The organism is Lentzea sp. NPDC058436 (genome assembly GCF_042721515.1).
Lineage (GTDB): Bacteria > Actinomycetota > Actinomycetes > Mycobacteriales > Pseudonocardiaceae > Lentzea.
In genome coordinates, this window is sequence record NZ_JBHXLF010000011.1 from 95418 (window position 1) to 109216 (window position 13799).

General features: G+C 69.5%; 13 protein-coding genes. 4 read left to right on the forward strand and 9 right to left on the reverse strand.

Features of this window, described 5'->3' with window-relative positions:
- Positions 1-9: 9 nt before the first annotated feature.
- A complete protein-coding gene (locus ACFWN2_RS31280; protein ID WP_382433527.1) occupies positions 10-1107 on the forward strand; it encodes an acyltransferase in 1098 nt (365 codons plus the stop codon).
- Here the strand turns inward: ACFWN2_RS31280 and ACFWN2_RS31285 are convergent.
- The 9 genes from ACFWN2_RS31285 to ACFWN2_RS31325 all read right to left on the reverse strand — a co-directional run bounded on the left by ACFWN2_RS31285 (position 1070) and on the right by ACFWN2_RS31325 (position 11504).
- Positions 1070-2776, reverse strand: coding sequence for a 1-deoxy-D-xylulose-5-phosphate synthase (locus ACFWN2_RS31285; protein ID WP_382433529.1), 1707 nt, complete (start codon positions 2774-2776; stop codon positions 1070-1072). The genes ACFWN2_RS31280 and ACFWN2_RS31285 overlap by 38 nt on opposite strands.
- Positions 2766-3707 carry a 4-hydroxy-3-methylbut-2-enyl diphosphate reductase gene (gene ispH / locus ACFWN2_RS31290; protein WP_382433531.1) on the reverse strand — a complete coding sequence of 314 codons (942 nt, stop codon included), beginning with the start codon at positions 3705-3707 and terminating at the stop codon, positions 2766-2768. Before ispH ends, ACFWN2_RS31285 begins: the two co-directional genes overlap by 11 nt.
- Before the next feature lie 10 nt (positions 3708-3717).
- Positions 3718-4752, reverse strand: coding sequence for a family 2 encapsulin nanocompartment cargo protein polyprenyl transferase (locus ACFWN2_RS31295; protein WP_382433533.1), 1035 nt, complete (start codon positions 4750-4752; stop codon positions 3718-3720).
- A 15-nt stretch (positions 4753-4767) separates the two neighbouring features.
- On the reverse strand, positions 4768-6168 hold the full coding sequence (locus ACFWN2_RS31300; RefSeq protein ID WP_382433535.1) for a family 2B encapsulin nanocompartment shell protein: 1401 nt from the start codon (positions 6166-6168) through the stop codon (positions 4768-4770).
- Between the two features lie 21 nt (positions 6169-6189).
- Positions 6190-7194 (reverse strand): hypothetical protein, encoded by a 1005-nt coding sequence (locus tag ACFWN2_RS31305; protein ID WP_382433537.1) that lies wholly within the window; start codon positions 7192-7194, stop codon positions 6190-6192.
- Positions 7187-8266, reverse strand: a complete 1080-nt coding sequence (locus ACFWN2_RS31310) for a hypothetical protein (protein ID WP_382433538.1) — start codon at positions 8264-8266, stop codon at positions 7187-7189. The genes ACFWN2_RS31305 and ACFWN2_RS31310 overlap by 8 nt, the downstream gene beginning before the upstream one ends.
- Before the next feature lie 3 nt (positions 8267-8269).
- On the reverse strand, positions 8270-9676 hold the full coding sequence (locus tag ACFWN2_RS31315; RefSeq protein WP_382433540.1) for a family 2B encapsulin nanocompartment shell protein: 1407 nt from the start codon (positions 9674-9676) through the stop codon (positions 8270-8272).
- 359 nt (positions 9677-10035) lie between these two features.
- Positions 10036-10500, reverse strand: a complete 465-nt coding sequence (locus tag ACFWN2_RS31320) for a heme-degrading domain-containing protein (RefSeq protein ID WP_382433542.1) — start codon at positions 10498-10500, stop codon at positions 10036-10038.
- Complete coding sequence (locus ACFWN2_RS31325; RefSeq protein WP_382433544.1) at positions 10497-11504, reverse strand: Gfo/Idh/MocA family oxidoreductase; 1008 nt, start codon at positions 11502-11504, stop codon at positions 10497-10499. The genes ACFWN2_RS31320 and ACFWN2_RS31325 overlap by 4 nt, the downstream gene beginning before the upstream one ends.
- A 38-nt stretch (positions 11505-11542) precedes the next feature.
- On the opposite strand from ACFWN2_RS31325, the gene ACFWN2_RS31330 reads away from it, so the two are divergent.
- Genes ACFWN2_RS31330 through ACFWN2_RS31340 form a run of 3 tightly spaced genes read left to right on the forward strand, consistent with a single transcriptional unit; the run spans position 11543 to position 13723 of the window.
- Positions 11543-12517: an ROK family protein gene (locus ACFWN2_RS31330; RefSeq protein WP_382433546.1), complete on the forward strand. Its 975-nt coding sequence runs from the start codon at positions 11543-11545 to the stop codon at positions 12515-12517.
- Between the two features lie 10 nt (positions 12518-12527).
- Entirely contained in the window at positions 12528-13328 is an 801-nt protein-coding gene (locus ACFWN2_RS31335) for a helix-turn-helix domain-containing protein (protein WP_382433548.1), read from the forward strand.
- Positions 13325-13723 carry a VOC family protein gene (locus tag ACFWN2_RS31340; protein WP_382433550.1) on the forward strand — a complete coding sequence of 133 codons (399 nt, stop codon included), beginning with the start codon at positions 13325-13327 and terminating at the stop codon, positions 13721-13723. The genes ACFWN2_RS31335 and ACFWN2_RS31340 overlap by 4 nt, the downstream gene beginning before the upstream one ends.
- Positions 13724-13799: the final 76 nt, after the last annotated feature.

A 13799-nucleotide genomic window follows, 5' to 3' on the forward strand; every position in this document is an offset into this window, starting at 1 on the left:
ATGAAAAGCATGAGATTGTCCGCAGTGGACAACCTGAAGGTGATCCTGGTGGCGTGGGTCATCGGTGGCCACGCGCTGCTCGGCTACGCCGCGATCGGTGGCTGGCCGTACGACGAGGTCAACGAGGTCACGTTCCACCCCGGCGTGGAGACGGTGCTGGCGGCGCTGATCGGGCCGTCCGGGTTGTTCTTCATGGGCACCTTCTACTTCATGGCCGGCATCTTCACGCCCGGCTCGATCGAACGCAAAGGGCGGCAGCGGTTCATCGCCGAGCGGCTCGCGCGGCTGGGGACGCCCTGGGTCGTGAGTGCGCTGGTGGTGTGGCCGACGTTCGTGTGGATCGCCTACAACGGGGCCGGGCGGGACGTGTCGTGGTGGCAGGCGTTCACGGACCGGGATCCGTTCCTGGACAGCGGGTCGTTGTGGTTCGTCGGGGTGTTGCTGATCTTCAGCGTCGCGGTCGCGCTGGTGCCGCCGATCAGGGAGCGCACGATCACCACCCGCACCGTCGTGGGGATGACGGTGGCGGTGGCGGGGACCACGTTCCTGACGCGGCTGGTGTTTCCGGCTCGCAGCGGGCAGGTCGGGGACCTGCACCTGTGGTGGTGGCCGCAGTGCCTGGGGATGTTGTTGCTCGGGGCCATCGGTGGGCGCAAGCTCGCTGAGCGGGTGCCGGACGAGATCTACCGCATGACGCGCAACGTCGTCATCGCGACGATCGCTGTCCTGCCGATCGCGGCGGCGATGATGGGTGTGCTCGACCTCGCGAAGAGCGCGGAGCCGTTCCTCGGTGGCTGGACGTGGCAGGCGGCCGTGCTCGCCGTGGTCGAGGGAATACTCGTGGTGGCCGGGAGTTTGTGGCTCATCGGGCTGGCGCAGCGCAGGCTGACGCGCCAGGGGCCCTTCACGGAAGGGCTGGCGCGGTCGGCCTACGTCGCGTTCGTCGTGCAGGGGCCGATCTTGCTCGCGCTGGCGACCGGGTTGCGGCCGTTGGACGTGCCCGCCGAGCTGAAGGCGCCGCTGGTGGGTGTGGGGGCGATCGTGTTGTCGTTCGGGATCGGGTGGGTCGTCACTTCACGCCGAGGCGCTTCAGCACGCTCGTCGTGATGCCGGCGGCGTCCAGGCCGTGGGCGCGCAGGATTCGGGCGCGCGAGTCGTGGGGCAGGAAGCGCGGTGGCAGGGCGAAGGTCGCCACGCACACCGGCGAACCGGTCAGGGCCTGGCCCAGGCGTGCGCCCAGCGCTCCGGTGGACGTGGTGTCCTCCACGGCCAGAACGAGGCGGTGGCGGCCGCTGTACTTGACGAGGTGCGGGTCGAGGGGTGCGGTCCAGCGCGGGTCGACCACGTTGACGCGGACGTCGTGCGACGCCAGTTCCTCCGCCGCGGCAAGGCAAGCACCTGCCAGCGGGCCGACGGCGATCAAGAGCACCTCGGCGTCCGGGACCTCGCGCAGCACGTCGAAGTGGCTCACCCGGCGGACCGCCGGCACGTCCGGGCCGACGGCGGCCTTCGGGTAGCGGACCACCGTCGGGCCGTCCGACACCTCCACGGCCTCGCGCAGCAGTGCGGCCAGGGACGCCGGATCGCGTGGGGCGGCCAGGCGCAGGCCGGGGACCACGGGCAGCACCGAGGCGTCCCACATGCCGTGGTGCGACGCGCCGTCCGGGCCGGTCACGCCTGCTCGGTCCAGGACGAACGTCACCGGGAGCCGGTGCAGCGCCACGTCCATCAGCAGCTGGTCGAACGCGCGCGACAGGAACGTCGCGTAGACGGCGACGACCGGGTGCAGGCCGCCCATGGCCATGCCGGCCGCGGACGTCACGGCGTGCTGCTCGGCGATGCCCACGTCGAACACGCGCGCCGGGAAGCGCTCGGCGAAAGGCCGCAGTCCCACCGGTTCCAGCATCGCGGCGGTCAGGCAGACGACGTCCGGCCGGTCGGCGCCGATCGACACGATCTCGTCGGAGAACGCGTCGGTCCACGTCCGGCCGCCGGAGGCACCCGCGGCGCCGACCGCGTGCATGCGGTCGGACTCGTCGGTCTCCGCCGGGCGATGACCCTTGCCCTTCACGGTCTTGCAGTGCACGACGACCGGGCGGCCGAGCGACTTCGCCTCCCACAGGGCGTTCTCGACGGCGTGCACGTCGTGCCCGTCGACCTCGCCGATGTAGGCGAGACCCAGTGCCTCGAACAGGCCGCGGGCCGAGCCGTCCAGCAACGACGCCGCGAAACCGCCGGCGGTCGGGTCGTAGGAGCGGCCGTTGTCGTTGAGCAGCACCACGACCGGGCGCGGTGAGCCGCCGATGTTGTTCAGCGCCTCCCAGCACATGCCGCCGGTCAGCGCGCCGTCGCCGACGATCGCGACGACGCGGCGTTCGGCGTCACCCAGCTCGAACGCCTTGGCCAGACCGTCCGCATAGGACAGTGCGGTCGAGGCGTGCGAGTTCTCGATGACGTCGTGCGCGGACTCGGCCGCGGAAGGATAGCCGGACATGCCACCGGCCTGCCGCAACGAGTCGAAGTCGGAGCACCGGCCGGTCAGCATCTTGTGCACGTACGACTGGTGGCCGGTGTCGAACAGCACCACGTCGGCGGGCGAGTTGAACACCCGGTGCACCGCGATGGTCAGCTCGACGGCACCCAGGTTCGGCCCGAGGTGGCCGCCGGTGCGGTGCACCTTGGAGATCAGGAACGACCGGATCTCCGCGGCCAGGGCGCAGAGTTCGGAGGACGAGAGCGCACGGACGTCCGCAGGCGAGGTGATGTCAGCCAGCACGGCGCACCGCCAGCGGCAACGTGAACGCGATCGTCTCCGTCGCCGTCGTGTGCGTCGACACCGAGACGGAACCCATGGCCTTCAACGCTTCCACGACCTCGTCCACCAACTCCGGAGGGGCGGAGGCACCGGCGGACAGGCCGACCGAGGTCACCCCGGCGAGCCACGCCGGATCGATCTCCGACGCGTCGTCGATCAGGTAGGCCGGAGTGCCGCCGCGAGCCGCGAGCTCGACCATCCGCACCGAGTTCGACGAGTTCTTCGAGCCCACGACGAGAACTAGGTCGGACTGGGCGGCGACCTCGCGGATCGCGATCTGCCGGTTCGTGGTGGCGTAGCAGATGTCGTCGGAACCGGGCCCGCGCACGTGCGGGAACTTCCTTTCCAACGCCTCGATCACCTCGGCCGTCTCGTCCACGGCCAGCGTCGTCTGAGTGAGGTACGAGACGGGACCGGTGATCTCCAGCGCGAGAACGTCCTCCACCGTCTCCACCAGCACCATCTGGTCGGGGGCCTCGCCCAGCGTGCCCTCGACCTCCTCGTGCCCGGCGTGGCCGATCAGCACGATGGTGTCTCCGCGCTCGGCGAACCGGCGCGCCTCGGAGTGCACCTTCGTCACCAGGGGACAGGTCGCGTCCAGCACGTCCAGGTCCCGCAACCGGGCCTCGGCGCGCACGGCCGGAGCGACGCCGTGCGCGGAGAAGACCGCCGTGGCACCGAAAGGCACCTCGGACAGCTCCTCCACGAACACGGCGCCACGAGCCTCCAGCGACCGCACGACGTGGACGTTGTGCACGATCTGCTTGCGCACGTAGACGGGGCCGCCGCGCTGGTCGAGAAGTCGTTCCACGATCTCGATGGCGCGCTCCACCCCGGCGCAGAACGACCGGGGTGACGCGAGCAGCACCGAACGCGGCGGGTGTTCCGTCATCGAGTGCCCTTCAGTGATCTCGGTGGGTGACCAGTTGGGCGAGCGTGCCGAGCTCCACGGCCGCACGCGCGGTCGGGGACGCCTCGCCGAGGTGGAGCAACGCCTGCGTGTGCAGCTCGTCGGCCTGCGTCTGGCTCCACGCGCGACCGCCGGCCAGATCGACCAGGTGTGCCGCCCGCGCAAGCGTTTCCGCGTTCATCTCCTGCTCGCCGAAGTACAGCGACGCGAGCTCCGCGGAGGCCGGGACCCCCGCGTTCAGGGCGCGCACGACCGGCAGGGACTTCTTGCGGTTCACCAGGTCCATCTGCGCGACCTTGCCCGTCACCGCCGGGTCGCCCCAGATGCCGAGCAGGTCGTCCACGTGCTGGAACGCCAGGCCCAGCTCGGTTCCGTAGCCGCGCATGGCCTCGACCTGCACGTCGGACCCGCCGCCGTACAGCGCGCCCAACGCCGTCGAGGCACCGAGCAGCGCGCCCGTCTTGCCGCGCGACATCTGCTCGACCTCGGACACCCGCACGTCCGACCGCTGCTCGAAGTCCAGGTCGTCCGCCTGCCCTTCGAGCAACGCCACGGTGGCGTCGTTCAGCGTGCGGATCGCCTCCAGCGAACGGGGATGCCCCGACCCTGCGAGGACGTCCAGGGCCAGCGCCTGCAACGCGTCGCCGGCCAGGATCGCCGCGTTGACGCCGAACACGGTCCACGCCGTGGCCCGGTGCCGCCGGGTGGTGTCGCTGTCCATCACGTCGTCGTGCAGCAACGAGAAGTTGTGGATCAGCTCCACCGCGACCGCCGCGGGAACGGCGGAGTCCGCGGTGCCACCGACGGCCTCGGCCGCCAGCAGCACCAGTGCGGGACGGATCGCCTTGCCGCCGTTCTCCAGCACCGGGTTGCCGTACTCGTCACGCCACCCGTGGTGGTACTCCGCGATCGTGCGCATCGACGGCGGCAGCTGGTCGACGGCCTTGCGCAGAGCCGGGAGCACGAGGCTCCGGCTCCACGCGAGGATCTCGCCGGACGGCCGTCCGGCGGCGAGCGGTTCAGTCATCTCAGCCGTCATCGCCTAGAGACCGATCTCCACGTTCTCCAGCACACCCAGCGCGTCCGGCACCAGCACGGCGGCCGAGTAGTACGTCGACACCAGGTACTTGAGCATCGCGTGCTCGTCGATGCCCATGAACCGCACGTTCAGGCCGGGCTCGTACTCGTCGGGGATGCCGGTCTGGCGCAGGCCGACGACGCCCTGCTTCTCCTCGCCGAGCCGCATCGCGATGATCGACGTGGTGCCGTTCTTGTTGACCGGGATCTTGTCGCACGGCGCGATCGGGACGCCCCGCCAGGACTGCAGCTGCTGGCCCTCGACCTCGACGGTCGGCACGTACAGGCCGCGGTTGTTGAGCTGACGGCCGAACGCCGCGATCGCCTTGGGGTGGGCCAGGATCAGCTTGGTGTTGCGGCGCCGCGAGATCAGCTCGTCCATGTCGTCCGGCGTCACCGGGCCGGAGTTCGTGCTGACCCGCTGCTTGAGGTCGGCGTTGGCCAGGAAGCCGAACTCCTTGTTGTTGATGAGCTCGTGCTCCTGGCGTTCGCGCAGGGCCTCGATCGTGAGCCGCAACTGGTGCTCGACCTGGTCCATCGGCTGGCTGTAGAGGTCGGCCACGCGCGTGTGGACGCGCACGATCGTCTGCGCCACCGAGAGCTCGTACTCACGCGGCCGCAGCTCGTAGTCGACGAACGTGCCGGGCAGCGACGGCTCCCCGTCGTGACCGGACGAGATGTCGATCTCGGCCTCACCGTGCTTGTTCGACGTCTTCGTCGGGTTCGCGAGCTGCTGCTGGATGTGCTCGCGCAGCGGCTCGACCTGGTCGTTGAGCTGGGCGAAGGCCGCCCGCGACAGCACGACCGCCGTCGTCGGCGTCAACGCGCGGGCGGTGAAGCTCCAGTTCTTGTCGGAACCGGACAGCACGGGCTCGTCACCGAGGTACTCGCCGTCCGCGATCGTGCCGAGCGCCACGTCGTCGCCGTACTCGCCGCGACCGGTCTTGGTGACCTTGCCGTGCGCGATGACGATGATCTCGTCGACGGACTCGCCGCGGTGCGCGATCACCTCACCCGGCTGGTACTCGCGCTGCTCGAACCGGTTCGCGACGGCCGTCAGCGCCGCCTCGTCCTCGAACCCGCGCAGCAGCACGAACTCCGCCAGCTCCTGCGGCACGATCCGCACCTCGGAACCCACGGCGGTGAAGGTGACCCGGCCGTCGCCGATCGCGTACGTGAGGCGGCGGTTGACCCGGTACGCGCCGCCCTTGGCCTCGACCCACGGCAGCATGCGCAGCAGCCAGCGCGGCGAGATGCCCTGCATCTGCGGTGCGGACTTGGTGGTCGTGGCGAGGTTGCGCGCCGCCGCCCTGGAAAGGCTCAGCTGCTGGTCCTCGACCCCAAGGCCCGGATCGGTAACAGTCACTGCAGGTCCTGCCAATCTGTTTTAGCGGGATGAGACGACAAACGCGGCGGTGCCGAGTCCGCTCGGTCGGTGGGAGGTCCGGGTGGGGGCCGGGGAGTAGCTGAAACGAGCGGATCTCTGAGTCCAGAGCAGTTCGCCGGCGAGCCACGACTTGAGCGCCTCGACGTACCGGTGCAGGCCGGCTTTCGCCTCCGCGTCGAGCCCGTACTCGGTGGCGAGCGACGGCAGCTCGCCGATGATCGAGCCGATCTGCCGCAGCCGGGCCGCGATCAGGTCGGCGACGATCGACACGGCCTGCTGCGTCTCACAGCCGAAGAACTGCTGCACGGCGAGCACCGCGCTGGTCGTGCTGCCGCCGGTCGCGTACGCGTGGTCGAAGCCGACGATCTCCTGGCGCAACGCGGGAACGTCGCCGAACGAGTCCACCAACGCCCGCATCGTGCTGTTGCGCAACAACTCCTCGGGCAGCTCGGCGCCGACGGACTTGCGGGCGAGCTTCGCGGACAGCTCCGTCGCGATCGAGCGGCGGCGCATCTCCACGAGGTCGATCGGGTCGGGCACACGGCCCTGCGCGGTGTTGTGCAGCTCCCACAGCAACGCGTCGAAGAACTCGACGAGGTGCGCGGAGTCCTCAGGCTCCAAAGTGGACCGCGAGATCAGGTTCGCGAGGCCCTTCTCCGCGGGGTTCATCGGGGCGGAGCCGCTCAGCACCGACTTCAGTCCCGCCACGAACGCCTTGCCGCCGGCGACGTTGCGCGAGCGGAGGAAGGCCTGGAACGCGTCGGTGACGTAGAAGCCCCACGTGTGCCAGTCGTTGATGTGCTTCAGGTCTTCCAGACCGGCCGTGGGGTGGGTCAGCGGGCCGAAGCCGCCGAAGTCCGCGGCGTCGTAGAACGCCTCGGTCCACGGCGTGCCGGCGAGCATGCCCATGTCCCGCACCCACGTCCTGGTGTGCTGGCGGACGCGGTCGACGTGCGGTGAAAGCCTTGCCGCGAACGGCATGTCGAACGAGGGGACCTCAACCACGGGGCACCCCCAGCCACGCCGCGGACGTGCCGAGACCGGTCGGCCCGCGCAGGATCGTGCGGAAGAACGCCGAGTTCCCCGCCCCGCCCTCGACCTTGGTGTAGCGACCGGCGTGCAGGTGCCACTCGTGGCCACCGGACTGCCAGTCCTGCAGTCCCTTCACGTACTTGAGCACGCGCGCCTGTTCCTCCAGGCCCAGCGAGTTCTCGGCGAACAGCTGGGGAAGCTCGGTGAACACGGTGTTCTCGAACTGGTGCAGGCGCGAGGTGAGCAGCGTGTTCACGGCCTCGACGGCGGTCTGCGTGTCGTGGCCGAAGAACTTCTCGAACACGAGCACCCCGTTGGAGTTCTCGCCCTCCCGCAACACCTCCCGCTCGTACGAGAAGATGTCGTTGCGCAGGTGGATCGCGTCGGAGAACGTGTCGGAGAGGACCCGCAGCGGGCGGGTGCCCGCGACGGACGCGGGCACCTCGGCTGCTTCGGAGACCTCCACCAGGTTCGCCGACCACGGCGCGCCGCCGACCTTGCGGCGCATCTCGATGTACTCGATCGGGTTGGCGACCGTGCCGCTCTCGATGTTCTTGATCTCCCACATGCACTCGAGCAGCAGGTTGTGGGTGCTCGTGGTGAACCGGCGCCGCCAGTCCTGCGACATCAGCGGGATCGTCCGCTGCCACAGGTCGACGAGGCCGCGTTCGGTCGGGTTCTGGGGCTCCGGCCACGGATCCGTGCCGTTGAGCGGCATGAACGCCGGCAGCCGGTCGAGATACGCCTTCGCGCCCGACACGTCCTTGCCCTGCTTGAACTCCGCGAAGAACTCGTCGTCGAAGTAGAAGACCCAGACGTACCAGTCCGTGATGAGGTCGAGGATCTCCGCGGGCGCGTCCGGGTGGGTCCACGCGCACATGAACCCGTAGTCGTCGCCCGCGAGGATCTCGTCGGTCCACACCCCGGTGTCGAGCATCCCCATGTCCCGCGCCCACTGCGTCGAGTGGGCGCGGGCGCGTTCGAGGTGCGGGTTCATCCGCGCCGGGTGCGGCACGTAGAACTCCGGCATGGTGAAGGAGGCCAAGACCTATCCCTCGCGGCCGAGCTCGACGTGCTCCAGCACGCCGATCGCGTCCGGCACCATGATGGCGGCCGAGTAGTAGGCGCTGACCAGGTAGTTGATGATCGCCTGGTCGTTGATGCCCATGAACCGCACCGAAAGACCGGGCTGGTACTCGTCCGGGATGCCGGTCTGGTGCAGGCCGATGACACCCTGGTTCTGCTCGCCGGTGCGGATCAGCATCACCGACGACGTGCGGGTGTCGGAGACCGGGATCTTGTTGCACGGCAGCACGGGGACGCCGCGCCACGCCGGCACCTGCTGGCCGTTGAAGTCGATGTGCTGCGGGTACAGGCCGCGCTTGTTGAGCTCACGGCCGAACGCGGCGATCGTGCGCGGGTGCGCCAGGAAGTACCCGGGGTCCTTCCACACGATCGACAGCAGCTCGTCGAAGTCGTCCGGGGTGGGCGGGCCGGACCGGGTGTGGATGCGCTGCTTGAGGTCCGCGTTGTGCAGCAGGCCGAACGACCGGTTGTTGACGATCTCGTGCTCCTGGCGTTCGCGCAGGGCCTCGATCGTGAGCCGCAACTGCTGCTCGACCTGGTCCATCGGGTTGTTGTAGAGGTCCGCGACGCGGGAGTGCACCTGCAGCACGGTCTGGGCGACGCTCAGCTCGTACTCGCGCGGCGAGAGCTCGTAGTCGACGAACGTGCCGGGGAGGACCGGCTCGCCGTCGTGGCCGGACGACAGCCCGATCTCGGCCTCGCCGTACTCGTCCTGCGGCTTGTTGCGGCTGTTGAACGTCTGCTGGATGTGCGCCCGCAGGCCGCCCGCTTCCCCGTTGAGCGCCTGGAAGTCCTGCCACGACAGCGTGAGCACGGTGACCGGGGTGACGGCCTTGGCGGTGAACTCCCACTCGCCCTGCGGCCCCGCCAGCACGGTCTCGCCGAAGTACTGGCCGTCGGCGAGGTTGCCGAGCACGGTCTCGCCGCCGTACTCGCCGGTGCCGACCTTGTCGACCTTGCCGTGCGCGATCAGCACGACGGTGTCCTTCGGACGGCCCTTCTCGACGATGACGTCGCCGATGCCGAACTCCTGCTGCGTGAAGCGGCCGGCCAGCGCGGCGAGGACCTCGTCGTCGTCGAACCCCTTCAGCAGCGCCAGCTCGGTGAGCTCGCGGGGCACGACGCGGATCTCCGCGCCGATGTTGGTGAACGAGACGCGGCCATCGCCCAGCGTGTAGGTGAGACGGCGGTTGACGCGGTAAGCACCACCGGCGGCCTGCACCCAGGGCAGCACCTTGAGCAGCCAGCGGGAGGTGATTCCCTGCATCTGCGGGACGGACTTGGTGGTAGTGGCCAGATTTCGTGCGGCGGCCGTGCCCAAACTCAGCTGCTGACGGCCCTCAGTGAGGTCAGAATCCGTCACAGTCACAACCGGTACCCACCTATCTCAATGCGCTAATGGACCAATCCGATAAGCCGGAACGGACGTTAGTTCGCGCAATTGAGAGCTGTGAAGAGGCCAAAAAGGCGTCATTCGGGTGGGTGGCTTACGCCTGATGATGCTACGGAGCGTACAACTGCTGCCGAGCGCAACCGTTGTTGTATCGGCAGGTGGGTGATCAACCGCTATTCGTTCGATGATGGAATAGGGTACTCGTTTGGTCCAGTAAGATCACTCGTTCGTGCGCATTGGCGGGGCTTGTCGGGATGTTATGAGATGACACTTCGAGTGGACCGAAATCCACTCGAAGTGATGGGCTCAATTTGTACCGATGACGATTCGTGTCATTACGCGTCGCGTGAGTTCAGGAATGATTCCAGCTGATCCACGACGAACGCGTGGTCCTCCGCCTGCGGCAGACCGGAGACGCCGACCGTCCCGACCGGGCCCGTGCCCCGGACGATGACGGGAAACACACCACCGTGTGCGGCGTACAGGTCCGGGTCGAGGCGCGACTCCGCCTCGAACGTCGTCCCCTTCTCGCGGAACTCGGCGCCGACGTAGAACGAGCTGTGGCCGAACAGCTCGACCACGCGGGCCTTGCGCTCCAGCCACCTGTCGTTGTTCGGCGCGGTGCCGGGCAGCGAGGCGTGGAAGAGCCGATGCCCGTTGCGCTGCACCGAGATCGCGATCGGCAGGCCCTGCTCGCGGGCGGCGTCGAGCAGGTGCAGCCCGAGCTCGATCGCGACGTCGTTGCCGAACCGGCTGAACTGGAGCCGGCGTTCCTGGGCGAGGAGTTCCTCTGAGTTCACAGCTGCACCACCCGGTTCTCGCGTGCGGACAGGAAAGCGGCCTCGATGACCTGGAGAGCAGCCACGGCACCGGAGGGGTCGACGGGGATCCGGCCGGCCTGGAGTTCGGAGTAGAAGGTCTGGTACGCACCGGGTTCCACGGCGACCTCGGTGGACTTGTCGAGGACGCCGAGGCGTCCGGTGCGGTCCTCGTGACCCCAGCCGGGGTCGGTAGGGCGACGTCCGGCGGCGAGCGCGTCCTCCTGCTCGTCCAGGCCGTTGATCTCGAACGCGCCTTCGCTGCCGAGCACCCGGAACCGCGGCCCGTGGTGCGCCGCGTGCGCGTTCGCCCACAGGTGCGAGCGGACGCCGTTCTCGTGCGTCAGCGCCACGAACACGTCGTCGTCGACCTGCACGCCGGGGCGGCGCAGGTCGAGTTCCGCGTACACGCTCCTGACCGGCCCGAACAGCTGCAGCGCTTGGTCGACGAGGTGCGCGCCGAGGTCGTAGAGCAGGCCGCCCGCCTCCTCTGGGGCGCCGAACTCGCGCCAGTTGTCCCAGATCTCCGGGATCCAGCGCTCGAAGCGGGACTCGAACCGCCGGACCTCGCCGAGTTCGCCCACGATCTTGCGCAGCGTGAGGAAGTCGCTGTCCCACCGGCGGTTCTGGAAGACCGTGAGCGGCACCTGTGCGGCCTGAGCAGCTGCGAGGAGTTCGGCGGCCTCGGCGGACGTCGGTGCGAACGGCTTGTCGACGACGACCGCGACCCCCTTGGCGATCGCTCGCCGGGCGTGGTCGACGTGGGTCTTGTTCGGCGTCGCCACGACGATCAGGTCGAGGTCCAGCGCGAACAGCTCGTCGGCGGTCACGATCGCGGCGTGCGGGTGGGCGGCACGGGCCTGCGCCTGCCGTTCCGGGTTCGAGGTGACGATCGCGACGAGGTCCATGCCCTCGGTGGAGGAGATCAACGGGGCGTGGAAGACCCGCCCCGCTATGCCGTAGCCCAGAAGTCCGACTCGAGTCATGCTTCCAATTAAAGCAACGCTGTTGAATAATTGCGACCGTGGACCTCACCTCGCTGCGTTCGCACAACGACAGGACGGTGCTCCGGCTCGTCCGCTCAGGTGCTCTGAGCAGGGCTTCCATCGCCGAGCAGGCCGGTCTGACCCCGCAGGCGGTCTCGAAGATCGTGGCGAGGCTCATCGCGGCGGGCCTGCTGGAGGAGACCGGCGCGGTGCGCGACGGCGGCCGGGGCAAGCCGCGCATGTCGTTGCGGCTCGCCGCCGACGGGGCCCACGCGTACGGCGCCTACGTCGACCGCGACGAACTGCGCGTGGTGAAGCTCGACCTGACCGGCGAGGTGGTGTCGACCGCGGTCGCGCCACTGGCTCCCATGTTCACGCCGTCGGACGTGCTGGACGCGTTGGAGCCGTTGGTCAAGACCAGCGAGAAGGTGCTCGGGCTCGGCATCGGCATCGCCGGCCCGCTGGAGCACCACGACGGCGTGGTCTCGCCGAACGGCCTGCCGGGCTGGACCTCGATCCCGTTGAAGGCGCTCGCCGAGGAACGGCTCGGGCTGCCGGTCGTCGTCGACAAGGACACGAACGCGGCCGTGCTCGCCGAGGCCTGGCGACGCCCGATGCGCGACGCGGCGCTCGTGTTCGTGGGCACCGGTCTGGGCGTCGGGCTGCTGCTCGGCGGCGAGGTGCACCGGGGCGCGCGGTCGGGGGCGGGCGAGTTCGGGCACACGACGATCCAGCTCGACGGGCCGTTGTGCGTGTGCGGACGGCGCGGGTGCGTCGAGGCGGTGCACGCGGCCGCCAGGGGCGACGAGGCGGCACGGGTCCTCGGCGCGGCCGTCACCAACCTGGTGCAGCTGCTGGACCTCGACCAGATCGTCCTGAGTGGACGGAAGGTGCTGCGGGAACCGGAGCTGTACCTGCACGCGATGCCCGATGTGGACGTGAGCCTCACGTCGTACGGGCCCGACCTCGTGCCGGTCGGCGCGGGGCTGCTCGTTCTCGGAGAACTGTTCTAGCATCGGGAACGTGGACGTCGAGCACGTCGTCGGCCTGCCGCACCCGCGGCTGCGGCCGTTCGTCACGCGGTACTCCGGGTATCGGATGCGCACCGAGCCCGGCATCCACCGCGGCCTGCCGTCGCGCTCGATCACGCTCGTGGTCACCCTGGACGGCACGGTCGACCTGTCCGACGGCCGGTTCGCCACGCTCTGCGGCGGGCTGCACGACGAGGCCGTGATCATCACCCACGACGGGTTCCAGCACGGTGTCCAGTGCGACCTCACGCCGCTCGGGATGCGCGCGTTCTTCGGCATGCCCGCCGGCGAGCTCTCCGGCGTGACGGTCGGGCTCGACTCGCTCGACGCCCCGGCCGCCGAACTGCGCGAACGGTTGCGGCACGCGACCACGTGGACGGACCGGTTCGCGCTGCTGGACCTCCTGCTCGGCAGGCTCGTGCGGCCGGTGCGGCAGCAGGTCGAGGTGGCCTGGGCGTGGCAGCGGCTCGCGGCGGGAGCGCCGGTGGCCGAGATCGCCGCCGAGGTCGGGTGGAGCCGGCAGCACCTGAGCGCGCGGTTCGCCACCGAGTACGGGCTCACGCCCAAGGTGATGGCCCGCGTGATGCGGTTCGAGCGCGCGAACCGGATGCTGCGCGGCGAACGGCGGCCGACGTTCACCGAGGTGGCCGCTGCCTGCGGCTACACCGACCAGGCGCACTTCAACCGGGACTGGCGGGCGCTCGTCGGCGCGACCCCGACCGAGTGGATCGAGGCCGAGCTTCCATTCGTACAAGGCAGCGACGGCGGTGAGGGCGCAGAGTTGCTCCCATGAGCACACCCGCACCCACCTGCTGGCCCTGTTTGTCCTATCAGGACGCTCCCGCCGCGATCCGCTTCCTCGTGGAGGCGTTCGGGTTCTCCGAGCACCTCGTCGTGCCGGGGGAGGCCGACGGCGAGGTCGTGCACTGCGAGATGGTCTGGCCCGAGGGCGGCGGCGTCATGCTGGGCTCCGCCGAGCGCTCGGTCGGCGAGGTCGAGGCGACCAAGGTCGGCGCCGGGTCCATCTACGTCGTGACCGACCGGCCCGAGGAACTGCACGCGCAGTCGCTCGCGCGCGGAGCGACCGAGATCCGCGGCCTGCGCGACGAGGACTACGGCTCGCGCGGCTTCACCGTGGCCGATCCCGAGGGCAACCGCTGGAGCTTCGGCACCTATCGCGGAGCGTGAGGCAACCTTCACGCGCTGTTCGGAGTCTTCCCCGTTGGAGAGGTTCACACCTAGGGGAGGACATGTGCGCCTAGCG

Coding starts and splice junctions, on each gene's coding strand:
- ACFWN2_RS31340 (WP_382433550.1), top strand. CDS start 13,325: ATGAGCACACCCGCACCCACCTGCTGGCCCTGTTTGTCCTATCAGGAC.
- ACFWN2_RS31325 (WP_382433544.1), bottom strand. CDS start 11,504: ATGACTCGAGTCGGACTTCTGGGCTACGGCATAGCGGGGCGGGTCTTC.
- ACFWN2_RS31280 (WP_382433527.1), top strand. CDS start 10: ATGAGATTGTCCGCAGTGGACAACCTGAAGGTGATCCTGGTGGCGTGG.
- ACFWN2_RS31295 (WP_382433533.1), bottom strand. CDS start 4,752: ATGACTGAACCGCTCGCCGCCGGACGGCCGTCCGGCGAGATCCTCGCG.
- ispH (WP_382433531.1), bottom strand. CDS start 3,707: ATGACGGAACACCCGCCGCGTTCGGTGCTGCTCGCGTCACCCCGGTCG.